We start from the raw sequence: 23,992 nt of genomic DNA, 5'->3' as shown, positions 1-23,992 counted from the left end.
GATCAAATTTGCAAGTGCTGTTACACCGGCTGCGCGATCTCGACCAGCCGTGCAAAGAAACTGGCCCCGACCGGCGCGGCCTCGTCGTTGAAGTCGTATTTCGGATTGTGCAGGCCCGCGCCCTCGCCAATCCCGAGGAAGAAATAGGCGCCAGGGCGTTCTTCGAGCATATAGGCGAAATCCTCGGCGCCCATTTCCGGGTTGCGGTGCAGGTCCACCGAGGCTTCGCCGGCCACGTCCACGGCGGCCCTGCCGGCCAGCGCAACGCCGGAGGCATGGTTCACCGTGGCCGGGTAGCCGCGTTCATAGTCGATCTCGACCGCCACATCGAACGCGGCCGCCTGACCCTCCAGCACCGCGCGGATGCGGCGTTCGGCCATGTCGCGCACCTCGGGGCTGAAGGACCGCACGGTGGCCTGGATCCAGGCGCTGTCGGCGATCACGTTCTCGGCCGAGCCGCCGTGGATCTGGGTCACGGAAATCACCAGTTGATCGAGCGGATGCACATTGCGGCTGACGATGGTCTGCAACGCCATGGCCATGCCCGCCGCCGCGATCACCGGGTCGCGGGTCTCCTGCGGATAGGCGCCGTGGCCGCCCTGCCCCCTGATGGTCGCGGTCAGGGTGTCGACAGCGGCCAGTGCCGGACCGTCGCAGGCAAAGAACGCGCCGAAATCCTGATCCGGCACATTGTGGATGCCATAGACCTGATCGATGCCGAACCGGTCCATGAGCCCTTCGTCGCACATGACCTTGGCGCCGCCGCCATTTTCCTCGGCGGGTTGAAAGATCAGCACGACCCTGCCCGCAAAGCGCCGCGTTTCGGCCAGGTATTTCGCGGCGCCCAGCAGCATCGTGGTGTGGCCGTCATGGCCGCAGGCATGCATGCGCCCATCGACTTTGGAGGCATATTCCAGCCCGGTTTCCTCCGGCATCGGCAGTGCGTCCATGTCGGCGCGTAGCCCGATTGTGCCGCCCACACCCTGCCCCTCAATCACCGCGACCACGCCCGAGACACCGATCCCTTCGTGAATTTCGTCCACGCCGAACTCGCGCAGGCGCGCGACCACGTAGGCGGCGGTTTCATGACACTCCAGCCCCAGTTCCGGATGCATGTGCATCCAGCGCCGCCAGGTTTTCATCTCCTCGGCGTAATCGGCGATGCGGTTGATGATCGGCATGGGTTGCTCCTGTGCGCTCGCATGGTATCCCGGGAAGAGTTCACCGAAACGAGGCAGAGCGCAATGACAGAATCTGACCGGTTGGTTCACAACCCGAAGGGCGGCATGCCGCGCCTGCTGGAGATCATGCGGCGGCTGCGCGACCCCCGCTCCGGCTGCCCATGGGACATCGAACAGGATTTCTCCACCATCGCGCCCTACACGATCGAGGAAGCCTATGAGGTCGCCGACGCGATCGAGCGCGAGGCCTGGGGCGAGCTGAAGGGCGAGCTGGGCGATCTGCTGTTCCAGTCGGTGTTTCACGCGCAGATGGCCGAGGAGGCCGGGCTGTTCAGCTTTGACGAGGTGGCCGACGGCATGTCCGACAAGATGGTTGCCCGCCACCCGCATGTCTTCGGCGACGAGACCCGCGACAAGTCGGCCGAACAGCAGACCCGAGACTGGGAAACGATCAAGGCCGCCGAACGGGCGGCCAAGGCGGAACATGGCGTGCTGGACGGGGTGGCCATCGGCCTGCCCGCCCTGCTGCGCGCGGTAAAGCTGCAAAAACGCGCCGCGCGAGTCGGGTTTGACTGGCCCGAGACCGCGCAGGTTCTGGACAAGATCCAGGAAGAGGCGCGCGAACTTGTCGAAGCCCGCGACAGGTTGACGCAGGAAGAAATCCGCGAGGAGATGGGCGATCTGCTGTTCGTCATGGCCAACCTGGCCCGCCATCTGGATGTGGAACCGGAAGAGGCTCTGCGCCATTGCAACGCCAAATTCGAACGTCGTTTCAATGGGATAGAGGACCGGCTTGCCGCTGAGGGACGCCGACCCGAAGACGCCAGCCTGGAAGAAATGGACGCCCTCTGGAACGCGGTGAAAGTCGCGGAAAAGGCGGGCAGAACCTAGGCGGATCCGATTTCCAGAATGTTTTAGTCAGGTATTGACCTGAGAAAAAAACTCGGGTTTATGGCGTTCAAACATCGCTTACGGAGATACCGCGTTATGAAATCCACAATTGCCGCCCTTCTGGCCCTGTCCACCGCCCTGCCCGCCGCCCAAAGTGCCGTGGCACAGGAGGTGAACGTCTATTCCTACCGTCAGCCCGAACTGATCCAGCCGCTGATGGACGCCTTTACCGAAGAGACCGGCATCGCCGTGAACGTGGCCTTTCTGAACAAGGGCATGATCGAGCGCCTGAAAGCTGAAGGCACCCGCACCCCGGCCGACGTGATCCTGACCACCGACATCTCGCGCCTGGCGGCGATCGTCGATGCCGGCGTGGCCCAGCCGGTCGAAAGCGACATCCTGGCCGCCAACGTGCCCTCGGCCTACCGTGACCCGGACAATGAATGGTTCGGCCTGACCACCCGCGCCCGTGTCGTCTATGCCTCGAAGGACCGCGTCGCCGATGGCGAGCTGACCAGCTACGAGGACCTGGCCGACCCGAAATGGGCGGGCCGCATCTGTACCCGTTCCGGCACCAACGCCTATACGCTCGCCCTGGTCGCGGCCTTCCTGAACAACAACGGCGAAGAGGCCACCATCGCCTGGCTGGAAGGCGTGAAGGCGAACCTGGCCCGTAAGCCCCAGGGCAACGACCGTGCGCAGATCAAGGCGATCTGGGCCGGTGAATGCGATATTTCGCTGGGCAACACCTATTACATGGGCGCGATGGTCAACAATGACGAACAGAAGGAATGGGCCGACAGCGTGCGCATCCTCTTCCCGGTGTTCGAGGGCTCGGGCACCCATGTGAACGTCTCGGGCATGGCGCTGACCAAATATGCGCCGCACAAGGAAGACGCGATCAAACTGATGGAATTCCTGGCCTCGGAAAAGGCGCAGGGCATCTATGCCGAGATCGTGCATGAATACCCGGTGATGGAAGGCGTCGCAGCCTCAGACCTGGTCGCCTCCTGGGGCGAATTCACCGCCGATGACGTGAACCTCATGGATGTCGCCGCCCAGCGTCCGGCGGCCCTGAAACTGATCGAAAGCGTCGATTTCGACGGATGAACTTCAGATCGGAACAGTTTGAAAACGCCCAGCTTTCCCGCCGGGCGTTTTTCATGCGGGCGCGGGCCGTTGCTGCGGCGGCTCGATGACCTCAAGGCCCATCATCAGGCGCAACGTATCCAGATCCTGATGGTAGCGCACCCGCAGCTTTTCTGTCTGCGCCTCGGTAAACCCCGCGTAGGGCCGGTCCGCCTTCACCCCGGCATATTGCACGCGCACCTGCTCGATCATCGCCCGGTCCGGAGCCACCGCGTCCCGGTAGCGGCGCTGCAGCTCGAACAGCCCGGCATCAGACAGGCTGGCATTGACCGGCAGCTCGGGCTCCCGCAGCGAGGCCGGGTCCAGAGCCGGTACCAGCGCGCGGGCCAGATCCAGCTCGCGGCGCGGGCGCTGGTAGGGAATGACCACCAGCTTGCGCGGTTGGAGCTCCTCGATCAGGGTCAGCGCGACCTCGGGCCAGCCATCGCCTTCAAACAGCTCCATACGGTCGCGTATCCCGTTGAAATCGCCCATTTCATTGTCCTCCGACCGCTTGCGAAAGGCGGATAGGAACAGGCTGTCATAGGGGCGCACCACCAGCAGGATACGCCCGACCGGACGCCCGTCCAGCACCCGGGCCATGAACCGCGCGCGGGCCCGCAGGAACGGGTAGAACTGGCCGTGATAGAACGGGTCCATGCGCCCCAGGATGTTCTCCTCGGACAGGATCAGCGCGCGCGACGGATCGGAAACCTGACGGGCCAGATTGTGCCGCGCTTTCTTTACGCGCCAGTCGACCGTGTCCGGCGTGTGGCGTGGCGCGGGGAGAAACAGTTTCAACCGCCCGCCCTCGGCGCCATCGCGGTCGGGATAGGCCAGATCGAACCCCTGCGCGCGCAGGGCAGCGGCGTTGATATCCAGAAACATCTGGAAGGCGCTCGACCCGGTACGATGGGCGCCGACGTGTATATGGACCTTCGCCATGACCTGCCTCTCTTTTGAGCCTGTCTAACCCGCGCGCCGACGGAAATCCATCATGACGTCGCCGTGCAGAGCTCGCGGTTCAGCGCACCCATGGAACAGCCCGCGACCAGGTCCGGGCGCAGGGCCAGTTCGTCCAGGGCCTATCCGGGACGCGGCGCGGTCATGACGCCGCCAGCGCCAGTTTCAGCACCCGATCCACATCCGCGCTCATCGGCAACTTCCCTTGCAGAACAACCTCATGCGGCACCCATCTGGCGTCCGCTGCGTCGTCGGCGGCCCGGGGATCGCCCGAGACATATGTGCACAGGGTCGCGGCGAGGAAATAGTGATGCGTGACCAGATCGCCCTCGTACCGGATCACATCGGAATGACCGATCAGCGGGCCGGGGGTGGCCTTGACGCCGGTCTCTTCGGCCAGTTCACGCACCGCGGCCTCGGCAACGGTTTCACCCCATTCGACCCCGCCGCCCGGATAGCCCCAGAGCCCGCGGTCGGGCGCCTTGCCGCGCTGCACCAGCAGCACATCGGCGCCCCGGATCACCACCGCGATGGCGCCCAGCAGAGGGGTCATTCCGCCGCCGCCCGGCTGGGGTTCAGCATCTCCTTGAGGTAGTGGCCGGTGTAGCTTTCGGCGACCTCGGCCACCTCTTCCGGCGTGCCGACGGCCACGATGCGCCCGCCGCCATCGCCTCCTTCGGGGCCGATGTCGATGATATGGTCGGCGGTCTTGATCACGTCGAGATTGTGTTCGATCACCACCACCGTATTGCCCTGATCGACCAATTCATGCAGCACTTCCAAGAGCTTGCGCACGTCTTCGAAATGCAGGCCCGTGGTGGGTTCGTCGAGGATGTAGAGCGTCCGCCCGGTCGAGCGTTTGGACAGTTCCTTCGACAGCTTGACCCGCTGCGCCTCGCCGCCCGAAAGCGTCGTCGCCTGCTGGCCAACCTTGATATAGCCCAGCCCCACGCGCATCAGCGCATCCATCTTGTCGCGGATCGCGGGCACGGCCTGGAAAAAGCCCTGCGCCTCTTCAACCGTCATGTCAAGAACGTCGGCTATGCTCTTGCCTTTGAACTGGATTTCCAGAGTCTCTCGATTATAGCGCGCACCCTTGCAGGTCTCGCATTCGACATAGACATCGGGCAGGAAGTGCATCTCGATCTTGATGACGCCGTCGCCCTGGCAGGCCTCGCAACGCCCCCCCTTGACGTTGAAGGAGAAGCGACCGGGCTTGTAACCACGGGCCCGGGATTCCGGCAGGCCCGCAAACCAGTCGCGGATCGGAGTGAAAGCCCCGGTGTAGGTCGCCGGGTTCGAGCGCGGCGTGCGCCCGATCGGCCGCTGGTCGATATCGATTACCTTGTCGAGCAGTTCCAGCCCCCGGATCGTCTCGCAGGGCGCAGGGGTCTGGCGCGCGCCGTTCAGCCTCATCGAGGCGGTCTTGAACAGGGTTTCGATGGTCAGGGTCGACTTTCCACCGCCCGACACACCCGAAACACAGACGAATTTTCCCAGCGGAAAATCGGCGGTAACTTCTTTAAGATTGTTCCCTGTAGCATTGATAACGCTTACTTTTTTGCCATTGCCGTCGCGGCGTTCCAGCGGTACGGCGATCTCTCGCACCCCGGTCAGATATTGGCCGGTAATGCTGTCGGCATGGGCGGCAATGTCGGCGGGCGTGCCCTGGGCGATGATCCGTCCGCCATGCACCCCGGCGCCGGGGCCGATGTCCAGCACATGGTCGGCCTCGCGAATGGCTTCCTCGTCATGTTCGACGACGATGACGGTGTTGCCCTGGTCACGCAGGTTCTTCAACGTCTCGAGCAGCCGCCCGTTGTCGCGCTGGTGCAACCCGATCGAAGGTTCGTCAAGCACGTAAAGTACGCCGGTCAGACCGGAGCCGATCTGGCTGGCCAGGCGGATACGCTGGCTTTCGCCGCCCGACAGGGTGCCGGAATTGCGGCTGAGCGTCAGGTATTCCAGCCCGACATTGTTCAGGAACCCAAGCCGTTCGCGGATTTCCTTGAGGATGGCGCGGGCGATCTCATTCTTCTGTTTCGAAAGGCTCTCCGGCACCTCCTTGCACCAATCGTAGGCCTCGCGGATCGACATTTCGACCACCTGCCCCACATGCAGACGCTGGTCTTGCCCGCCTCCGGCGGGACCGATCTTCACCGCCAGCGCCTCGTCGCGCAGACGGTAGCCACCGCAGGCGCCGCAGGGGCGGTTGTTCTGATAGCGTTCGAATTCCTCGCGAATCCAGTTGCTGTCGGTCTCGCGGTAACGCCGTTCCATGTTCGGAATGACCCCTTCGAAGGGGCGCGTGACCTCGTAGACACGGCCGCCTTCGTCGAAGCGGAAGGCGATTTCCTCCTTGCCGGAGCCGTAAAGAAAGACCTGCTGCACATGTTCCGGCAAGTCTTTCCAGGGGGTGGATTTGTCAAATTCGTAATGACGCGCGATGCTTTCGATGGTCTGCAGGAAATAGGGCGACTTGCCCTTGCGCCAGGGGGCAAGCGCCCCGTCATAGATCTGCAGGGTGGCGTCGGGCACCACCAAACGTTCGTCAAAAAACAGCTCTTTGCCCAGCCCGTCACAGTCCGGGCAGGCACCGAAGGGCGCATTGAATGAAAACAGCCGCGGTTCGATTTCCGGGATGGTAAAACCGGATACCGGACAGGCGAAGCGTTCCGAGAAGGTCGTGCGTTCGGGCTCCGCATCCTTCGGCGCGGTTTCCAGAATGGCGATGCCGTCGGCCAGATCCAGCGCGGTGCGGAAACTGTCGGCCAGCCGGGTTTCCATCCCCTCGCGCACGATGATGCGGTCGACCACCACGTCGATGTCATGGCGCAGCTTCTTGTCCAGCGTCGGCGCGTCCTCGATCTCGTAAAACCCGCCGTCCACCTTGACCCGCTGGAAGCCCTTCTTCTGCAGCTCGGCGAATTCCTTGCGGTATTCCCCCTTGCGGTCGCGCACGATGGGGGCAAGCAGATAGGCGCGGGTGCCCTCCTCCATGCCCATCACGCGATCGACCATGTCCTGGACCTGCTGGGCTTCGATCGGCAGGCCGGTGGCGGGCGAATAGGGCGTGCCCGCGCGGGCGAAAAGCAGGCGCATGTAGTCGTAGATCTCAGTCACCGTGCCGACGGTCGAGCGCGGGTTCTTCGAGGTCGTCTTCTGTTCGATGGAGATCGCGGGGCTGAGTCCCGAGATGTGATCCACATCGGGTTTTTCCATCATGTCAAGGAATTGCCGGGCATAGGCCGACAGGCTTTCGACATAGCGCCGCTGCCCTTCCGCATAGATCGTATCGAAGGCCAGCGAGGACTTGCCCGAGCCCGACAGCCCGGTGATCACCACCAGCTGGTCGCGCGGGATATCCACGTCCACGGATTTCAGATTGTGCTCGCGCGCGCCGCGCACTTCGATATGTTTCAGATCGGGCATGAGACCACCAGTTAACAAGCCCCTAACAGATAGGCGATCCGGGCCGGATCGCCAATCGAAAAGTGAGAACGAAACGGGAATATTCGCACATCTCCGCCGAATGCTTGTAATATCATGTTTTCGAAATATATTGACTGAACCGCAACGCAGAGCAGGATCCGACCATGTTAAACTTTCTGTCCGGGGGCCGCAGCTCCGGCCCCAAGCTGACCCCGCACGAAATCGTCGAAAAGGCCTCCAAGGGCGAGATGACGGTGATCGACATCCGCGATGGGAGCGAGGTCAACACAACCGGCAAGGCGGAGGGTGCGTTGACCATCCCGATGGTGGCGCTGAAGCTCCAGGCGGACCGCAACGGGCCCGGCTACAACCCGAAGATCGACCCGTCGAAACCGATCGCGCTCTATTGTGCTTCGGGCGCACGATCCGGCATGGCGGTGCGCATGATGAAGGCGCTGGGCTATGAAGAGGTGCACAACCTTGGTGGCCTGGGTCACTGGCACATGGGCGGCGGCAAGATCGTGCGCGCGTAACGCCGGGCAGCCCCCGCCCCCACGAAAAAAGGGCCGAGGCAGATGCCCCGGCCCTTCCCATCCGATCCGCGAGTGGCGTGGTTCAGATGTGAATTGCGCGATTGTAGGCGGCCAGCACCGCCTCGTGCATGCTTTCCGAGACCGTCGGGTGCGGGAACACCGTGTGCATCAGGTCTTCCTCGGTGGTTTCCAGCTGGCGGCCGATGACGAAGCCCTGGATCATCTCTGTCACCTCGGCGCCGACCATGTGGGCGCCCAGCAGTTCGCCGGTCTTTTCCTCGAAGATCACCTTGACCATGCCCTCGGCATCACCCATGGCGATGGCCTTGCCGTTGCCGATGAAGGGGAAGCGGCCGACCTTGATCTTGTAGCCCAGCTCCTTCGCCTTGGCTTCGGTGTAGCCCACCGAGGCCACCTGCGGGGGGCAATAGGTGCAGCCGGCGATGCTTTCGGGTTTGACCGGATGGGTGTGCAGCCCGGAGATCAGCTCGGCCACCATGACGCCTTCGTGCGACGCCTTGTGCGCGAGCCAGGGCGCGCCGGCGATGTCGCCGATGGCATAGAGACCTTCGACCCCGGTGCGGCAGAACTCATCCGTGACCACATGGGTGCGGTCGACTTTGACGCCCAGCTCTTCCAGCCCCAGCCCTTCGACATTGCCGACGATGCCGACGGCGGAGATGACCGTGTCGAACTTCTGTTTCTCGACCTTGCCGCCCATTTCGATATGCGCGGTGACTTCACCTTTCGCGCGGTCGAGCTGCTTGACCATGGCTTTTTCCATGATCGTGAGCCCCTGTTTGACAAAGGCTTTCTTGGCGAAGGCGGAAATCTCGGCGTCTTCCACAGGCAGCACGCGATCCATCACCTCGACCACCGTCACATCGGCGCCCAGGGTATTGAAGAAGCTCGCAAATTCGATACCGATCGCGCCGGAGCCGATGACCAGAAGCTTTTTCGGCATTCGCGGCGGGTTCAGTGCGTGGCGATAGGTCCAGACCAGATCGCCGTCGGCCTCAGGGCCGGGCAGTTCGCGGGCACGGGCGCCGGTGGCCAGGATGATGTTCTTGGCGGTCAGCTCCTCTGTGCCCTTGTCGCCTTCGACGCGCACCTTGCCCTTGGCGGGAATGCTGGCCGAGCCCATCACCACGGTGATCTTGTTCTTTTTCATCAGGTGGGCCACGCCCGAGGACAGCTGCTTGGCCACCCCGCGCGAGCGTTTCACCACGGCGTCAAGGTCATAACCCAGGCCCGACGCCTTCAGGCCAAACTCGGCGGCGCGGTGCATCAGGTGGAACACTTCGGCCGAGCGCAACAGCGCCTTGGTCGGAATGCAGCCCCAGTTCAGGCAGATGCCGCCCAGGTTCTCACGTTCGACGATGGCGACCTTCTGGCCCAGTTGGGCCGCGCGGATCGCGGCAACGTATCCCCCGGGGCCCGCCCCGATGACGATGGTATCGAAATTCTGTGCGGCCATTTGGGTGCCTCCTCCGGATTCTGAACAGCGGTCCAATTCAAGATAGTTTGGCCTTAAACTATTTTGTTCAACGCATCAATGACCTTGCGGAAACCCCGCCATGCGGCCTGCGAATGGCCGTGATGAAGCGCGGAACCGCCCGCGTCCCCCCAATGCTGCCGGGCAAACCTGCCCCGGATCAAGGAAAAATCCGGTCGCTCGCTTGATCCGGGCCGGGCTTTGCGAGAAAGTTGCATCCATCAGGTCCGGCGGCAGGAAGGAACGCGCATGACGAATACTGGCCCCGAGGCACATGTCTTGATCGCAGGTGGCGGAATTGGCGGCATGTCGCTGGCGCTGACGCTGCATCAGATTGGCGTGCCGTTCACCGTGTTGGAAAGCGTGCGCGCGCTGCGCCCCCTTGGCGTCGGGATCAACCTGCAACCCAATGCGGTGCGAGAGCTCTATGATCTGGGCATTGACGCGCGTGACCTTGAAGGGGTCGGGGTGCAGGCCCGGGAATGGGCGCTGGTCGGGCGCAATGGCGCCGAGATCCACGCCGAGCCGCGCGGGCTGGAAGCCGGGTATGACTGGCCGCAATATGCGGTGCATCGCGGCGCCTTTCACATGCTGCTCTATCGCCGGCTGATGGAACGCTGCGGCCCGGATGTGCTGAAGCTGAATGCCCGCGTCACCGGCTACCGGCAGGAAGGCGGCACGGTCACGGCCTATCTGGACGAGGGCGAGCCGGTGTCCGGCACGATCCTGATCGGGGCGGATGGCATTCATTCCAGGGTGCGGGCGCAGATGCACCCGGACCAGCCACCGATCCACTGGGGCGGCGCGCTGATGTGGCGCGGCTGCACCCGGGCCGAACCGGTGCGCACCGGATCGAGCTTCATTGGCCTGGGCGGCGCGAAACAGCGCATGGTGATCTATCCGATCTCGCCGGTGGGCAAGGATGGCAAGGCGGATATCAACTGGATCGCCGAAGTCACCCATGACGACCCGGACGCCCGTGATGGTGGCTGGTTCCGCGACGCCGAGGTCAAGGACGTGATGCCTCATTTCGCCCACTGGACCTATGACTGGCTGGATGTTCCCGCGCTGATCCGCGAAACCCAGGTGCTTTACGAAAATCCGATGATCGATCGCGACCCGGTGTCCACCTGGCAGGAGGGGGCGGTGGCATTATTAGGTGACGCGGCCCATGCGATGTACCCGACCGGGTCGAACGGGGCGAGCCAGGCCATCATCGACGCGCGCACCCTGGGGGCACAGATGCTGACCCATGGGGTGACGACCGACGCGTTGACCGCCTATGACGAAACCCTGTGCGGGCCGGTGTCCGAACTGATCCTGCGTAACCGCAGCTCGGGCCCATTCGGACTTCTGGACATCGTCGAAGAGCGCTGTCACGGGATTTTCCGCAATATCGACAGCGTGATCCCGCGCGCGGAGCGGGAAGAATTCATCGCGGGCTACAAAGCGGCCGCGGGCTTTGCCGTGAAGGAGCTGAATGCCAGCCCGCCGATCATCGCCCCCGGCGCGCGGGTAACGGGCTGACAGACAGCCGGAAATCGTCCCACACGCCCCGGGAGGGTCGGCCAGCGCCCCTGCCCTGCGGTTCGAATGACGGCCCGTTCAGGCCGCCAAAATCTGTTCCAGCACGGCGCCGTAGCCGCCTTCGGCAACAAAGTCTGCCTCGGGCGGGGTCGTGGCCCGCTCAAGCGCCTCGTTGCGATAGGGGAACCGGCCGAAACGGCGAATGACCTCGCGATGCACCTTGGCATGCAACAGGTTGCCGTCTCCGGTATCGGTCATGCGCGCCTTCATCAGACGTACGCAGCGTTCCTGATCGGCCAGGTTTTCGCTGTGCATCATCGGCAGGTAGAAAAATTGCCGTGCCGGCTCGTCGATACGCAAATCCCACCCCTTGTCCACGGCACATTTGGCCGCTGCCAGCGCCGCCTTGTCGGTGGCGAAGGCTCGGGCTTCTCCGCGGAACATGTTCCGCGGGAACTGGTCCATCAGGATCAGATAGGCCAACGCGCCGCTGGGATAGGTCAGCCAGAGGCTGAACGCGCCCTCGCAGGCCCTTTCCCAGGTGGTCAGGAACTTCTTTGTAATATCCGCATCCAGCGCCTCACCGCCATTATACCATCCCGACGGTCCGACCTCATCAAGCCAGAACGCAAGGATTTCCTCCGGCGTCACACAGCCTGCAATGCGCGTCTCTGTTTTAAGCATGGGACCCTCCTTCCCATAAGCGCCCCCTAAGGACATGGCTGTCCCTAAGTCAAGCGTTACAAAAGATTACCCGTGCCGCAAGGGGAATTAAGATCATTGCCCGCCAGATGTGGCGGTTTCGTCAGTGTCTTCCGAGGCGGTTTCGATATAGACCTCCTGGGCCATATCGACCGCGACGGGCGAGGCGGAGGGCGAAATCGCGACGTAATCGCCGGTGTCCTCGATCGAGGGCGCGGCCCGCCGGGTCGATCGCCAAAGGCCGTAGATCAACAGCCCGATCATCAGAATGCCGATGAAGGCGAAGAACCCGTTCGGCCCCAGGAGTCCCATGGCCCAGCCGGTGACGACCGGCCCCGCGATGGCACCGATCCCGTTGATGAAGATCAGCCCGGCCGAGGCCGCCGCCATGTCGTCGAGCTCCAGAAAATCATTCACATAGGCGATCAGCAGCGCGTAGAGCGGGTTCGACGTGCCGCCGATCACGAAGGCGGTGATCAGCAGAATCTGGAAACTGCCGGGGACCAGAAGCGGCAGCGCGGCCGCCAGCCCGCCCAGGCCCGTCACCATCAGGATCAGGGCGCGACGGTCCATGCGGTCCGACATCCAGCCGATCGGGTATTGCAGCACCACGCCCCCCACGTAGATCGCCGAGACGAAGATCGAGATCTGGGCCACGCTCAGGCCGGATTCGGTGCCGAAGACCGCGGCCATGCCGAACTGGGCCGAGAACACGCCACCCAGAACGAACAGGCCGACGCAGCCCAGCGGCGAGATTCGGAACAGCTCTTTCAGGCTCATGCCCTTGGTGCGTTCGAAGGCCGGCGTCGGGCTGACCGACAGAAGGATCGGCGCAAAGGCGATCGACACCAGCACCGAGGGCACGATGAACAGGATGAACCCGGCCGGGTCCGCCAGCACCAGCAGGCCCTGCGCGGCGATGATCCCCACCATCTGCACGATCAGGTAAAGCGAAAGCGCCTTGCCACGGTTTTCATTGCTGGCGGCGTGGTTCAGCCAGCTTTCGGCGGTCACGTAGACGCCGGAAAAGCAGAAACCGATCACGACCCGTTCAAGCGTCCAGATCCAGGGGTCGGCAAAGGTCGGATACAGGATCAGCACCGCCGAGATGAAACTGCCGAGCGCGGCGAAGACCCGCACATGCCCCACCCGCCGGATCATCAGGGGCGCCATGCGCGACCCGCCCAGGAACCCGACAAAGTACCCGGACATGACGATCGACATCTCGAAGGTGCCGAACCCTTCCAGCCCGCCGCGGATCCCCAACAGCGTGCCCTGCACACCATTGCCGACCATAAGAAGCATCATGCCCAGAAGAAGGGCCCAGGAGCTGGACAGAACCTGAATCATTGGGGTCTCCGCGCGTGAGGGGTTTTCCCCCTGATAGCATGAGAATTTCCCCGTTAGCGAACAAACACGACGCGCAAGAGTCGTGTTCCGGCGCTTCTGCGCGCGCCGCGCAACAGGACTGGACGATGGCGGACCCCATTGCCGCGTCTGCCGTGTTGACCGGGATTGCGCCGGGAAACGCACGGGCAGAGCCGCCGCCGGCCTGCCGCGGCATCCTGACAGAGGGCGACGTCGATGCCCTGGTCCGTTACATTCGCTTGCTGGCCTTCCGAGCCAGGGCGGATGCGCCGCGGGCCACCGGGTCACGGCAGCAGAAGCGAACTGTCCCCGTAGGAAAAGAAGCGATAGCGCGCGGCGATCGCGTGGGCATAGACCTCGCGCATGCGCTCGGTGCCCATCAGGGCCGAGACCAGCATCATCAGGGTTGATTTCGGCAGGTGGAAATTGGTCATCAGCCCGTCGGCGATGCTGAATTCGAACCCCGGCGTGATGAAGATGTCGGTCTCGCCGGTCCATGCGGCGATCCGGCCGCGCGCTTGCGCGGCGCTTTCCACCAGCCGCAGGGCGGTGGTGCCGACCGGGATCACGCGGCCGCCCGCCTGTTTGGTCGCATTGATCTGGGCGGCGGCTTCGTCGGAAACCCGGCCCCATTCGGCGTGCATCCTGTGCTCGGACACGTCATCGACCTTGACCGGCAGGAAGGTGCCCGCGCCGACATGCAGGGTGACGCGGGTGAATTCGATCCCCTTGGCGGCAAGCGCGTCAAGCAACGATTTGTCGAAATGCAGCGACGCGGTGGGCGCGGCCACGGCGCCGGAATGTTCGGCCCAGACGGTCTGGTAATCAATGCGGTCCCGCGCGTCCGCGGCACGTTTGGCGGCGATATAGGGCGGCAGCGGCATTTGCCCGGCGGCGTCCAGGGCGGCGTCGAACGCCTCGCCTTCGAGGTTGAAGCGCAGCGTTGCCTGGCCCTCGTCCTTCGACAAGAGCGTGGCATTCAGCGCGTCCGAAAACTTCACCACCTCGCCCTCGCGCAGCTTGCGCAGGGGCTTGACCAGGGCGGTCCAGTCGCCGGTGGGGGTCGGCGACAGGAGCGTGACCTCCAGTTTGGCCACCCCCTCGCCCGGCGCGCCGCCCGCGCGGGTGCGGGTGCCGAAAAGCCGCGCGGGGATCACCTTTGTGTCGTTCAGAACCAGCCGGTCGCCGGGCTTCAGCCAGTCCGGCAGCTCCGTCACCCTGGCATCGGTCAGCCGGTCGGGCCGGGCCACCAGCAGCCGGGCGGAACTGCGCGGGTTGGCGGGGCGGGTGGCGATCAGATCCTCGGGCAGGTCGAAATCGAACTCGGAGAGTTTCATGGGCGTCTCGTAGCGGGCTGGTGCGGCGGGTCAGGTCATTCTGCCGGCCGGGAGGGCGGCGAGCGGCGGAAAATCTCACGAAACATGCCCGGTGTGAAGAGCGAAAGCGGATTGACCGAGACTTTCGGACTGTCCGGGCTGCCACGCAGGCGGAAGGTGAATCCTACCAGCCCCTCGCCCTTGCGCGAGAAGATGCGGCCGATCATGTTGACCGCGTAGAACGGCGAGACCACGCCCTGCATGTCCATGCGCGAATCCGCAAGGTTGTAGAACCCGTCAAGGGAAATGCCCAGGCTGGGCCCCACCGCCGAGCTGCGAAACAGAGTGACCTTGTCCGGGTCGAGCCGGAAACGGGCCTCGACATCATTGAACATCAGCCCCTCACCGTCGAGCTGCTCCAGCAGACCGATCACGGATATGGCCGACAGCAGCTCGGCCATGGCGGGCGCATCCCTGACCCGGGTGTTCTTGATGTCCAGAAACCCTTCGTAGACCCCTTCGCCCGGACCCGGCGCAAGTGTCAGGACCAGATCGCCGCCCCGGCCGTTCTGGAACACGCCCGCACCCCGCAGCACGGCGCCCGCGTCGGCGCTGGTGATACGGAAGGCAGAGCCCTCGGGCTGCGGGGCGACGGTGCCCCGGATCGGTCCACCGCCCTGCACGGCGGCGGTGAATGTGCCCTGCAAGCCGCCGCGCCGGTTCAGGTCGGCGGCAAAGCCAGTCAGCACGATGCCCTCGGAGATGGTCAGCCAGTCGAACGCCAGGGTGATCGGCGTGTCCTGCGTCTCGACCGGGCCGCCACCGCCCTCGGCGAAGGTCGCCCGGCGCATATCGGCCGATCCGCCCCGCACCGCGATGGCGACCGGCTGTCCGGGGCCGCGGGCGCTGAAGGTCACGGGCGCGTCCAGCCAGCCGCCCAGTTGCACCCGGTCGAAGATGGCCGCCCGGAACTGGCCGGCCGCATCGGTGCTGACCCGACCGGTCGCGGTCAGGCCCGGCGCCTCCAGCTCCAACCGGTCAATGCGCGGGCTGGCGCCCAGCACGCCCTCCGCCAGCAGCCGCCCGGTGCGCTCGGCCGGTTTCCTCCAGCCCACCGGCGCCGCTGCCAGTGCCAGGTGATCAAGGTCCGAGGTCAGGCGAATGCGCGGCGGCGCATCGACCGGCAGGTCGAGCACATAGTCCCCCACCGCCTCGCCCGAGACGGTGCCGGGCGGCAGGCCGATGTTGAATTCGTCCAGAAAGGTCTGCGACAGCGCAACCTGGCCCTCGACCCGCGACCCCTGCCCCTTGTCCGCAGGCCTGAGCGACATAGACCAGGTGCCCGAGGCCGGAACCGCGCCAACACGCGCATCGCCGGTGATTTCGATCCGGTCCTGGTTGGCGTGCAGATGGGCCACATCCGCTGCCAGCCGCTTTCCGGGCACGAGCCTGTCCGAGTTGAGCCCGGTCAGGTCAGCGGTAATGTCGAAATTCACGTCTTCGAATTTCACTTTCGGGCGCAGCTCAAGGCTGAGCATTCCGCGACCCACCGCCCGGCCCCGCGCCAGATCCGGTCCCAGGTTGCGCGAGGCCTTGAAGATCCGGAACGGTTCGCCGTCCAGCACCGACAGGATGCCCGGCACCTCGCCCGCCACGGCCAGGCCGACTTCGGCCGGGGTCGGTTTCAGGCGCATGTCGGGTATTGTGAACGTGGTGCCCGCCACGGCGATGCGGTGGCCCGAGAGGGCCTCGATCTGTCCACCCTCCGCCACGGCGACCATCCGGTTGCCTTCGATCGAGAAATAGCCCGTGAGATTTTTGATCGGCGGCATTTTCGGCACCACCCGTACCGTGGCCCCGCTGACCCGGGTGCCGAGGGACAGGCGAAGCTCTTCGCCCGGCACGCTGCGCAGGGCGAAGCGGGTCTCGGAGGCCGTGCCGCCGGCAATGTTCTTGCGTACCCAGTCGCGCGGTTTGGGGGCCACGCTGAGCGGCCAAAGCGCCAGAAGCTGGTCGCGGTCGATCCGGTCGGCACGAGCGTCCGCGGCAACCGACCACCCGGCGCTGTCGGCCCGGATACGCCCCTTGGCGGAATAGGTGTTGCCGGCATGGGCCAGGACCAGCTGCCCGATTTCCAGCGTGAAAGGATCGAGCCGAAGCCGCAGGTCCGCCGCGCCGGACGTGATCCGCACCGGTTCGCCGAACCAGCCCTGCGGGTTCAGCGCGGCCTCGGTGATGCGATACTGGCCCAGAAGGGTGGTGGGCCAGCCACTGACCCAATCCTGCAGATAGGATGTGCCCTCGCCCCGCACGGTGCCCCACTCGGTTGACAGCGAGATCTCGGCCAGGTCCACGCTCTGTTGCGCCGGGTCGTAGGTCATGTAGACGCGCCCGCCCTCGAACCGCACGGGCCGCGCCCCCGGTGTGGGCGACAAGGCACCGGCACCGAAGGACAGGGTGCCGGCCAGATCCGACGTGTTGCCATCGGCGTCAATCACCGCGCGCAGGGCGCCCGAGATCGGGGCATCCACCACGGACAGGAAGGCCAGGGCGGGCGATTGCGCCGCAATGTCGGCAGCCCGCGCATTGGTGAAACTGGCCCCCATCGAGGCCTCGGAACTGCTCTTGTCCATGCGGAACCCCAGCACGGTTTCGGCAAGTTCCTCAGTCTGGTTGAACACGTCGAAGGATACGGTGATGTCCACCACCTTGTCGGTCTGGGTCAGTTTCAGCGTCCCGTCAGTTACCTGCCACAGGCGCCCCGAGCGGGCGTCCTCGAGCGTGATGGTCAACTGGTCGGCCTCGATCAGCTCGGCGGTGGACAGGGGGCCGGTGAGAAAGACGCCGTCGATCGCATCAAGAATGGTGCCCAGGTCGCCAGAGGCCCCGGCCGCCTGCCCGAAACTCAGGTCGAACTCGCCATTCGCGCGCCGGCGCACCGTTACCTGCGCGCCGGAAAGAAAGAAGCCCGAAGGTTCCAGCTTGCCCTGCAGCAGCGGCCAGAACTTGACCCCCCCTTCGACCGCATTCAACTGGGCCACCTCCAGCCCGGTCTGATCCTTCACCCCCACGTTCACCAGACGCAGGCGGGGACGGCCTTCGGGTGTCACGCCCAGCTCGACCCGGCCCAGCGAAATCCCGGCCCGGTCAAGCCGTGCGTTGATGCGGCTGGAGATCCGCTCCGTCACCCCTTCGGGCAGGGCCACCACCCGGCCGGTCAGCGACATGGAGGTCAGCACCATGAAAAGGCCGAACAGCAGCACCGACAGCACCATCCAGATGCCGAGGTGCCAATGCAGCCGCCTGCGCCGCCGCCTGGGTTTCTGGGGGCCGATGCCCTCGGTCATGATACCCGGTTCATGATGACGGTTGCCTGTGTCCTTTGGTCTATGCCCTCGCTCGGGTTCCATTCTCCTACGAACCGGCCTAGAACGAAAGCCCTAGGCGACAATTTGTGGGAATCCAAGACGATGAGCAGCCCCTTGCCCCTGCCCGGCGAAATTGCGCCGGGGTTCACCCTGCCCCAGGATGGCGGCGCTGACATAAGCCTGGCGGAGCAGCGGGGCGGCCGCGTTCTGCTGTTTTTCTACCCCAGGGACAATACCCCGGGCTGCACCACAGAGGCGTTGGAATTCACCGCAAGGGCGCAGGCTTTCTCGGATGCGGGGGTTCGGATTTTCGGCATTTCCAAAGACAGCCTGAAGAAACACGAGAACTTCCGCGCCAAACATGGGCTGGGCGTCCCGCTGCTGTCGGATGCGGACAGCGACGTCTGCGAACGCTACGGGGTCTGGGGCGAAAAAAAGAACTACGGCCGCAGCTACATGGGCATTACCCGCACCACGGTCCTGATCGACGCCGAAGGCCGGGTCGAACGGGTCTGGGCGAAGGTGCGCGTGAAGGGCCACGTGGACGAGGTGCTGGCAGCGGTCCAGGGCAAGGTCGCGAGCGAATGAGCACCCTTGCCGAGCTGGCCGTAGAGGTTCTGACCTGCCCCGACGGGCACGAGAAATGCGCGATTTCGCGTCGCAATGCCGCCAGGTGGTTTGCCGCGCGCGAGGCGGGCGAACCGCTGGAGATCGGTCAGGCCAGCCCGCCGGATTTCCCGGCCCGCCCGGCCAGACCCGAGCTTCTGGACCCGCGCGACGTGCCGCGCCGCCGTCCGGGCAGCCCCGAGGGGCGCAAGGCATTGCTGCATGCGGTGGCGCATATCGAACTGAATGCCGTCGATCTTCATTGGGACATCGTCGCGCGGTTCACCGACGTGAAGATGCCGCTGGGCTTCTATGACGACTGGGTAAAGTCGGCGGACGAGGAATCGAAACATTTCGGCCTGGTCTGCGCAGCGCTGGAGGCGCATGGCTCCTTCTACGGCGACCTTGCCGCCCACGCGGGCATGTGGCGCGCGGCCGAGGATACCAGGACCGATCTGCTGGGCCGTCTGGCGGTGGTGCCCATGGTGCTGGAGGCCCGTGGGCTGGACGTGACACCGGGCATGATCGAAGTGTTCAAGAGAGCCGGCGACGACCAGACCGTCGCCGCGCTGGAGGTGATCTATGCCGAGGAAGTCGGTCACGTCGCCTATGGCTCCAAATGGTTCAATTTCCTGTGCGGACGGGGCGAGCTGGACCCGAAAGCGGAATTCCACCGTCTGGTGCGACACTATTTCCACGGCGCGCTGAAACCGCCTTTCAACGAAGAAAAACGGGCAGATGCGGGCCTGCCTCCGGATTTCTACTGGCCGCTCGCGGAGGGAATGCCGCCGCCCTACGCACGCTGAGCCTGAATAATCTTGCGCGAAAAGCCCCTGCGGGCTAATCACTTGCAACGCTCCGGCCACGGGGGCCACGGGGGCCACGGGGGCATTGCGGGGCACTGGGGATGACCATGGGACAACGGGTGGGGGTTGCGTGTTCGAACGGATGAGCTACAGGATCAATCACATTCTGGAACCCGCGTTCCCCGAACAGCGGCTGTTTCTGCGTTCGGAGGACGGAACCCGGTTCATTCGCCTGTCCCCGCTGACGCAATTCCTGGGCTGGACCGGCTCGGCGGGTTTCGTCGCCTGGGCGATCATCGCCACCGCCGTTCTGCTAATGGATTCGATCGGCTCGGGAAGCATTCGCGAGCAGGCGCAACGCGAACAACAACTCTACGAGGAACGCCTGCAGGTGTTGTCGGCCGAACGCGATGCGCGGGCCACCGAAGCGCTGGCGGCGCAGGGGCGATTCAACCTGGCGCTGGCGCAGATATCGGAAATGCAAAGCGAGCTTCTGGCCTCGGAAGACCGCCGCAAGGAGCTGGAGACCGGCATCGGCGTGATCCAGACCACCCTGCGCCGCACCATGGCCGAACGGGACAATGCGCGCGCCAGCCTGGAGGACATGCTGGCGGCCGCGCGCGAAGAAGCTCAAGGCCCGTCAATTGCAGCCGGGGAAGAGGCCTCGGACATGCTGACCTTCATGACGGCCGCGCTGGAGCGCACCGCCGGCGAACGGGACCGCATGGCACAGGAGGCGCTGGACGCCGAGGAACTTGCCAGGGAAATGATCTTCGAGGGTCGGCTGCGCGACGAACGCAACGACCAGATCTTCCAACAGCTCGAAGACGCGGTCAGCGTCTCGCTGGAACCGCTCGACGCGATGTTCCGCGCCTCGGGCATCCCGGTCGACACTATCCTGGACAGCATTCGTGCCGGGTACAGCGGACAGGGGGGCCCCCTCACCCCTTTGGTCCTGTCGACAATGGGGGGTGAGCCCGACGCGGACACGATGCGCGCAAACCAGATCCTGAGCGAGATGGACCGCATCAGCCTCTATTCGGTCGCCGCGCAGAAGATGCCCTTTGCCAACCCGGTCAAATCCGCCGTGCGCTTTACCTCCGGTTTCGGCATGCGCTGGGGACGGTTGCACGCAGGTTCGGATTTCGCAGGCCCGGTCGGCACGCCGATCTACGCCACCGCCGACGGTGTCGTGGTACACGCTGGCTGGTCCTCGGGCTATGGGCGCCTGATCAAGATCCAGCACGAATTCGGCATCGAGACGCGTTTTGCGCATCTCTCCGCCATTCGCGTGCAAAAAGGCCAAAGGGTCTCGCGCGGAGAAAGAATAGGTGATATGGGAAATTCCGGTCGCTCTACCGGGCCCCATCTTCACTATGAAGTGCGGATCGATGGTGAAGCCGTGAACCCGATGATCTATATCAAGGCAGCAAACAATGTTTTCTAAAAGCAGGATCAACGAACCGGGCCCCAAGCAGGCCGGTGAAACCGAAGCAAAACCGGACGCCGCGGCGCCCGCAACGCCCAAGCCCGCCTCTGGCGCGACGCCCCCGGCCCCGGCAGCCAAGCCCAAGCCCCCGGCTTCGGCGCTGTCGAGCGACCTGGTGATCAAGGGCAACCTGAAGTCCACCGGAGACATCCATGTGGAAGGCACCGTCGAAGGCGACATCCGCGCCCACCAGCTGGTGGTCGGCGAAGGCGCCACGGTAAAGGGCGAAGTGGTCGCAGACGACGTGGTGATCAACGGCCGTATCATCGGCCGGCTGCGCGGCCTCAAGGTGCGCCTGACCTCCTCGGCCCGTGTCGAGGGCGATATCATCCACAAGACCATCGCGATCGAAAGCGGTGCGCATTTCGAAGGCTCGGTACAGCGCCAGGACGACCCGCTGAACAGCGGCGCCAAACCGGCCGCGAAAGCCGCCGCGAAAGAGTAAGACCGCGTCAGGCTCTTAACGATCCATGACCGCGAGAGGCCGCCCGATCGGGCGGCCTTTTTCATTAAGGTGATCGCGCATGCCGTTGTCCTGGAGTGAATTTCTCGGCTCGCCGGACTCCCTGTACCTTTCCGCTGTCAAAAATCCGGGTTTCCGGATTTCCGGGCATCCGGTTTGACAGGGCCCAACAGGCCCTACCCCTCGAAACTCATGGCATGGCGATAGAGATGCCAGGTCGCATGGCCCAACACGGGCAGCACGATGAACAGCCCCAGGAAAAAGGGCAGCATGCCCAGCACCATCAACGCCGAGATCAGAAGCCCCCAGCTGACCATCGGCAGGAGGTTCGCCAGCACCAGCTGGAAGCTCGAAATCATCGCGGTGATGAAATCCAGCTCGCGGTCCAGCAACAGCGGCAGGCTCATCACCGTGAGCGAAAACAGCACGAAGGCACAGGCCGCCCCGACCGCCGTCCCGACCGCCAGCATGGTCAGGCCCTTCTGGCTGATGATCGTATATTGCCAGTCGCTGAGAATGTTGGTCATCGGTTCGAGCCCCAGGAACAGGGCAAAGATCATATGCGCGATGAACAGCCAGAACAGGAAGATGAAGACCATCACCGCCGCCATGGTCGGAAACTGCCGGTCCTTCTGGCGCAGCATCACCCCCAGGATCGCCGCCCAGTCCAGGTCGTCTCCCTGCTCCAGCCTGTGGCTGACCTCATAGAGCCCGACCGCAAAGAACGGCGCCAGCAAGGGAAACCCGGTGGCCATGGGGATGATCCAGAAGCTCTGGCCGATCACGTCCAGCTGCAGAAAGATCAGAATCCCGCCCAGAACGTAGAAGAACGAAAAGAACAGCCCGAAGGCGGGCGCACGTCTGAAATCCCGCCAGCCCGCTTTCAGGGCATTGCCAAGATCGTCGAACCCTACGGTTCCGATGATCGGTGGCGGTGATGGGGCAAGCTCGGTTGCCTGGGTCATGTATCCTCCCTGCACGTCTTTTTTTGTGTTTCGCGCCGGTGAGTGTTGCGACAGAATGTCGCGTCGTCAAGCGCCACGAAGGGCCCAGATCAGAAGAAGGAGGTCAATGCGATGAAATGGCGTGAACTGGCAGAACATCAGATCCGCAAAGCCCAGGCCGACGGGCAAATGGACAACCTCAAGGGGGCGGGCAAGCCCCTGAAACACGAGGGTGGCAACGGGGTGGACGCGGCCGGATTTCGCATAATGGCCGAGGCGGGCGTGCTGCCGCGCGAGATCGAGTTGAAGAAGGCGGTCGACGCCCAGCAGAAAATATTGGCGCAGACCCACGCGCCGAAGGAACGCAAACGGGAGATGGCCAGGCTGGCCGATCTGCAGCTGCGCCTGTCGATCGAACAGGAGGCGCGGCGCAAATATTACCGGACCGGCTGAGCGCGCGGGCCGGGTGCCTGCCCGGGGGACTTGAAGAAGCGTCGTCGGTATACGACTGTTTACTCTTCCGCGTTGGCGTCGGCGCGGCTCTTGCCGGCCACATTCTGGGCCAGCACGGAGGCCATGAACCCGTCCAGGTCGCCATCCAGAACCCCGCTGGTATCCGCAGTTTCGTGCCCCGTGCGCAGATCCTTCACCATCTGGTAGGGCTGCAGCACGTAAGACCGGATCTGCGTGCCCCAGGCGGCGTCGCCCTTGGCCTCGTGCAGCGCGTTCACCTCGGCGTTGCGCTTGTCCAGCTCCAACTGGTACAGCCGCGATTTCAGCGCCTTCATGGCGATGTCGCGGTTCTGGTGCTGCGACTTCTCGGACGAGGTAACAACGATGCCGGTCGGGTGGTGGGTGATCCGCACCGCCGAGTCAGTGGTGTTCACGTGCTGCCCGCCCGCGCCGGACGACCGGTAGGTGTCGATCCGGATATCGGCCGGGTTCACCTCGATCACGATATTGTCGTCGATCACCGGATAGGCGCCGACGGCGGCGAAAGACGTCTCGCGCGTGCCCTTGCCGAAGGGCGAGATGCGCACGAGCCGATGGGTTCCGCTTTCCGACTTCAGCCAGCCATAGGCGTTGTGGCCCTTGATCTGGTAGGTCACGGACTTGATGCCCGCCTCGGTGCCCGGAGTCTCTTCCTGCAGCTCGACGGAATAGCCGCGCTTTTCCGCCCACCGCACATACATGCGCGCCAGCATCGAGGCCCAATCGCAGGCCTCGGTGCCGCCGGCGCCCGACTTGATCTCGAGGAAGGCGTCATTGGCGTCAGTCTCACCCGACAGAAGCGCTTCGAGTTCGGCCTTGGCGGCGCGTTCAACCAGCGCTTCGAGCGTCTGTTCGGCCTCGGCCACGACCTCGGCGTCGTCCTCCATCTCGCCCAGCTCGATCAGGTCGACACTGTCCTGTTTCTCCTGGTCCATGGATTTGTAGCTGTTCATCGCATCCAGAAGGGACTGGCGTTCGCGCATCAGCTTCTGGGCACGCTCCGGATCGTTCCACAGGTCCGGGTCCTCGGTCATGGCGTTGAATTCTTCCATACGGTGCTCGGCCGTCTCCCACCCCATGCGCTCGCGCAGGAGGGCCAGGGATTTGTCGATCGCGTCCACGTGTTTCTGGATTTCGGCGCGCATGGGGCACCCTTTCGTCAGCTCGATTTCACCGTTCGGGACAGATACCCTGCCCGCTGAGGCTGTGCAAGCCGCGAGGGGAGCTCTCAGACGTCCTCGGGAACCGGGCCGCTTTGGCCAAAGTCCTGCGCGCGCAGCTCATCCAG

Annotated in this window: 20 protein-coding genes; 9 read left to right on the top strand and 11 right to left on the bottom strand. The window is 64.4% G+C overall.

Going from position 1 to position 23,992, the window contains the following annotated elements; translation table 11 throughout:
* Positions 1-20: 20 nt before the first annotated feature.
* Positions 21-1,181: a M20 aminoacylase family protein gene (locus tag Q1V43_RS01105; protein ID WP_300513062.1), complete on the bottom strand. Its 1,161-nt coding sequence runs from the start codon at positions 1,179-1,181 to the stop codon at positions 21-23.
* Positions 1,182-1,244: 63 nt separating this feature from the next.
* Between Q1V43_RS01105 and mazG the strand changes: the two genes are divergently transcribed.
* Entirely contained in the window at positions 1,245-2,072 is an 828-nt protein-coding gene (gene mazG / locus Q1V43_RS01100; RefSeq protein WP_300513060.1) for a nucleoside triphosphate pyrophosphohydrolase, read from the top strand.
* 96 nt (positions 2,073-2,168) lie between these two features.
* Positions 2,169-3,182, top strand: a complete 1,014-nt coding sequence (locus tag Q1V43_RS01095) for a Fe(3+) ABC transporter substrate-binding protein (RefSeq protein WP_300513058.1) — start codon at positions 2,169-2,171, stop codon at positions 3,180-3,182.
* Between the two features lie 51 nt (positions 3,183-3,233).
* Here Q1V43_RS01095 and Q1V43_RS01090 read toward each other — a convergent pair whose 3' ends face one another.
* From Q1V43_RS01090 to uvrA, 3 genes are all read right to left on the bottom strand, one after another.
* On the bottom strand, positions 3,234-4,145 hold the full coding sequence (locus Q1V43_RS01090) for a hypothetical protein (RefSeq protein ID WP_300513056.1): 912 nt from the start codon (positions 4,143-4,145) through the stop codon (positions 3,234-3,236).
* A gap of 160 nt (positions 4,146-4,305) precedes the next feature.
* Complete coding sequence (locus Q1V43_RS01085; RefSeq protein ID WP_300513054.1) at positions 4,306-4,716, bottom strand: NUDIX hydrolase; 411 nt, start codon at positions 4,714-4,716, stop codon at positions 4,306-4,308.
* Positions 4,713-7,595 carry an excinuclease ABC subunit UvrA gene (uvrA, locus tag Q1V43_RS01080; protein WP_300513052.1) on the bottom strand — a complete coding sequence of 961 codons (2,883 nt, stop codon included), beginning with the start codon at positions 7,593-7,595 and terminating at the stop codon, positions 4,713-4,715. Before uvrA ends, Q1V43_RS01085 begins: the two co-directional genes overlap by 4 nt.
* Positions 7,596-7,759: 164 nt before the next feature.
* Between uvrA and Q1V43_RS01075 the strand changes: the two genes are divergently transcribed.
* Positions 7,760-8,128 (top strand): rhodanese-like domain-containing protein, encoded by a 369-nt coding sequence (locus Q1V43_RS01075; RefSeq protein WP_300513050.1) that lies wholly within the window; start codon positions 7,760-7,762, stop codon positions 8,126-8,128.
* Between the two features lie 82 nt (positions 8,129-8,210).
* On the opposite strand, the gene lpdA is transcribed toward Q1V43_RS01075, so the two are convergent.
* On the bottom strand, positions 8,211-9,605 hold the full coding sequence (gene lpdA / locus Q1V43_RS01070; RefSeq protein WP_300513048.1) for a dihydrolipoyl dehydrogenase: 1,395 nt from the start codon (positions 9,603-9,605) through the stop codon (positions 8,211-8,213).
* Between the two features lie 267 nt (positions 9,606-9,872).
* Between lpdA and Q1V43_RS01065 the strand changes: the two genes are divergently transcribed.
* Positions 9,873-11,150, top strand: a complete 1,278-nt coding sequence (locus Q1V43_RS01065; RefSeq protein WP_300513046.1) for a flavin-dependent oxidoreductase — start codon at positions 9,873-9,875, stop codon at positions 11,148-11,150.
* 78 nt (positions 11,151-11,228) lie between these two features.
* Here the strand turns inward: Q1V43_RS01065 and Q1V43_RS01060 are convergent, their stop codons facing one another.
* From Q1V43_RS01060 to Q1V43_RS01045, 4 genes are all read right to left on the bottom strand, one after another.
* Entirely contained in the window at positions 11,229-11,834 is a 606-nt protein-coding gene (locus Q1V43_RS01060; protein WP_300513044.1) for a DUF924 family protein, read from the bottom strand.
* Positions 11,835-11,927: 93 nt separating this feature from the next.
* On the bottom strand, positions 11,928-13,202 hold the full coding sequence (locus tag Q1V43_RS01055) for an MFS transporter (protein WP_300513042.1): 1,275 nt from the start codon (positions 13,200-13,202) through the stop codon (positions 11,928-11,930).
* Positions 13,203-13,504: 302 nt separating this feature from the next.
* The gene (gene queA, locus Q1V43_RS01050) at positions 13,505-14,557 is read right to left on the bottom strand and encodes a tRNA preQ1(34) S-adenosylmethionine ribosyltransferase-isomerase QueA (RefSeq protein WP_300513040.1); all 1,053 of its coding nucleotides are present in this window, start codon (positions 14,555-14,557) and stop codon (positions 13,505-13,507) included.
* A 35-nt stretch (positions 14,558-14,592) separates the two neighbouring features.
* Positions 14,593-17,883, bottom strand: coding sequence for an AsmA-like C-terminal region-containing protein (locus Q1V43_RS01045; RefSeq protein ID WP_300513038.1), 3,291 nt, complete (start codon positions 17,881-17,883; stop codon positions 14,593-14,595).
* Between the two features lie 123 nt (positions 17,884-18,006).
* Between Q1V43_RS01045 and bcp the strand changes: the two genes are divergently transcribed.
* The 4 genes from bcp to Q1V43_RS01025 all read left to right on the top strand — a co-directional run bounded on the left by bcp (position 18,007) and on the right by Q1V43_RS01025 (position 21,250).
* The gene (gene bcp, locus Q1V43_RS01040) at positions 18,007-18,492 is read left to right on the top strand and encodes a thioredoxin-dependent thiol peroxidase (RefSeq protein WP_300513036.1); all 486 of its coding nucleotides are present in this window, start codon (positions 18,007-18,009) and stop codon (positions 18,490-18,492) included.
* Positions 18,489-19,316 carry a ferritin-like domain-containing protein gene (locus Q1V43_RS01035; RefSeq protein ID WP_300513034.1) on the top strand — a complete coding sequence of 276 codons (828 nt, stop codon included), beginning with the start codon at positions 18,489-18,491 and terminating at the stop codon, positions 19,314-19,316. The genes bcp and Q1V43_RS01035 overlap by 4 nt, the downstream gene beginning before the upstream one ends.
* A 130-nt stretch (positions 19,317-19,446) precedes the next feature.
* Complete coding sequence (locus Q1V43_RS01030; RefSeq protein ID WP_300513032.1) at positions 19,447-20,763, top strand: M23 family metallopeptidase; 1,317 nt, start codon at positions 19,447-19,449, stop codon at positions 20,761-20,763.
* A complete protein-coding gene (locus Q1V43_RS01025; RefSeq protein ID WP_300513030.1) occupies positions 20,753-21,250 on the top strand; it encodes a polymer-forming cytoskeletal protein in 498 nt (165 codons plus the stop codon). The genes Q1V43_RS01030 and Q1V43_RS01025 overlap by 11 nt, the downstream gene beginning before the upstream one ends.
* Positions 21,251-21,444: 194 nt before the next feature.
* Here Q1V43_RS01025 and Q1V43_RS01020 read toward each other — a convergent pair whose 3' ends face one another.
* Complete coding sequence (locus tag Q1V43_RS01020) at positions 21,445-22,233, bottom strand: DUF2189 domain-containing protein (RefSeq protein WP_300513028.1); 789 nt, start codon at positions 22,231-22,233, stop codon at positions 21,445-21,447.
* Between the two features lie 111 nt (positions 22,234-22,344).
* Between Q1V43_RS01020 and Q1V43_RS01015 the strand changes: the two genes are divergently transcribed.
* Complete coding sequence (locus Q1V43_RS01015; protein WP_300513026.1) at positions 22,345-22,665, top strand: DUF1992 domain-containing protein; 321 nt, start codon at positions 22,345-22,347, stop codon at positions 22,663-22,665.
* A gap of 59 nt (positions 22,666-22,724) precedes the next feature.
* Here the strand turns inward: Q1V43_RS01015 and prfB are convergent, their stop codons facing one another.
* Positions 22,725-23,849, bottom strand: coding sequence for a peptide chain release factor 2 (gene prfB / locus Q1V43_RS01010; protein ID WP_300513024.1), 1,125 nt, complete (start codon positions 23,847-23,849; stop codon positions 22,725-22,727).
* Positions 23,850-23,992 lie beyond the last annotated feature (143 nt).

Origin of the sequence: Aliiroseovarius sp. (genome assembly GCF_030148435.1) — a bacterium.
Classification (GTDB): Bacteria; Pseudomonadota; Alphaproteobacteria; order Rhodobacterales; family Rhodobacteraceae; genus JASBTN01.
Note: the sequence above shows the minus strand (reverse complement) of the source record. Positions and strands in the feature narration are given on the sequence as shown.

Excerpts from the sequence above, each read along its gene's own strand:
- Q1V43_RS01105 (WP_300513062.1), bottom strand. The coding sequence starts at position 1,181 with ATGCCGATCATCAACCGCATCGCCGATTACGCCGAGGAGATGAAAACC.
- mazG (WP_300513060.1), top strand. The coding sequence starts at position 1,245 with ATGACAGAATCTGACCGGTTGGTTCACAACCCGAAGGGCGGCATGCCG.
- Q1V43_RS01095 (WP_300513058.1), top strand. The coding sequence starts at position 2,169 with ATGAAATCCACAATTGCCGCCCTTCTGGCCCTGTCCACCGCCCTGCCC.
- Q1V43_RS01090 (WP_300513056.1), bottom strand. The coding sequence starts at position 4,145 with ATGGCGAAGGTCCATATACACGTCGGCGCCCATCGTACCGGGTCGAGC.
- Q1V43_RS01085 (WP_300513054.1), bottom strand. The coding sequence starts at position 4,716 with ATGACCCCTCTGCTGGGCGCCATCGCGGTGGTGATCCGGGGCGCCGAT.
- uvrA (WP_300513052.1), bottom strand. The coding sequence starts at position 7,595 with ATGCCCGATCTGAAACATATCGAAGTGCGCGGCGCGCGCGAGCACAAT.
- Q1V43_RS01075 (WP_300513050.1), top strand. The coding sequence starts at position 7,760 with ATGTTAAACTTTCTGTCCGGGGGCCGCAGCTCCGGCCCCAAGCTGACC.
- lpdA (WP_300513048.1), bottom strand. The coding sequence starts at position 9,605 with ATGGCCGCACAGAATTTCGATACCATCGTCATCGGGGCGGGCCCCGGG.
- Q1V43_RS01065 (WP_300513046.1), top strand. The coding sequence starts at position 9,873 with ATGACGAATACTGGCCCCGAGGCACATGTCTTGATCGCAGGTGGCGGA.
- Q1V43_RS01060 (WP_300513044.1), bottom strand. The coding sequence starts at position 11,834 with ATGCTTAAAACAGAGACGCGCATTGCAGGCTGTGTGACGCCGGAGGAA.
- Q1V43_RS01055 (WP_300513042.1), bottom strand. The coding sequence starts at position 13,202 with ATGATTCAGGTTCTGTCCAGCTCCTGGGCCCTTCTTCTGGGCATGATG.
- queA (WP_300513040.1), bottom strand. The coding sequence starts at position 14,557 with ATGAAACTCTCCGAGTTCGATTTCGACCTGCCCGAGGATCTGATCGCC.
- Q1V43_RS01045 (WP_300513038.1), bottom strand. The coding sequence starts at position 17,883 with ATGACCGAGGGCATCGGCCCCCAGAAACCCAGGCGGCGGCGCAGGCGG.
- bcp (WP_300513036.1), top strand. The coding sequence starts at position 18,007 with ATGAGCAGCCCCTTGCCCCTGCCCGGCGAAATTGCGCCGGGGTTCACC.
- Q1V43_RS01035 (WP_300513034.1), top strand. The coding sequence starts at position 18,489 with ATGAGCACCCTTGCCGAGCTGGCCGTAGAGGTTCTGACCTGCCCCGAC.
- Q1V43_RS01025 (WP_300513030.1), top strand. The coding sequence starts at position 20,753 with ATGTTTTCTAAAAGCAGGATCAACGAACCGGGCCCCAAGCAGGCCGGT.
- Q1V43_RS01020 (WP_300513028.1), bottom strand. The coding sequence starts at position 22,233 with ATGACCCAGGCAACCGAGCTTGCCCCATCACCGCCACCGATCATCGGA.
- Q1V43_RS01015 (WP_300513026.1), top strand. The coding sequence starts at position 22,345 with ATGAAATGGCGTGAACTGGCAGAACATCAGATCCGCAAAGCCCAGGCC.
- prfB (WP_300513024.1), bottom strand. The coding sequence starts at position 23,849 with ATGCGCGCCGAAATCCAGAAACACGTGGACGCGATCGACAAATCCCTG.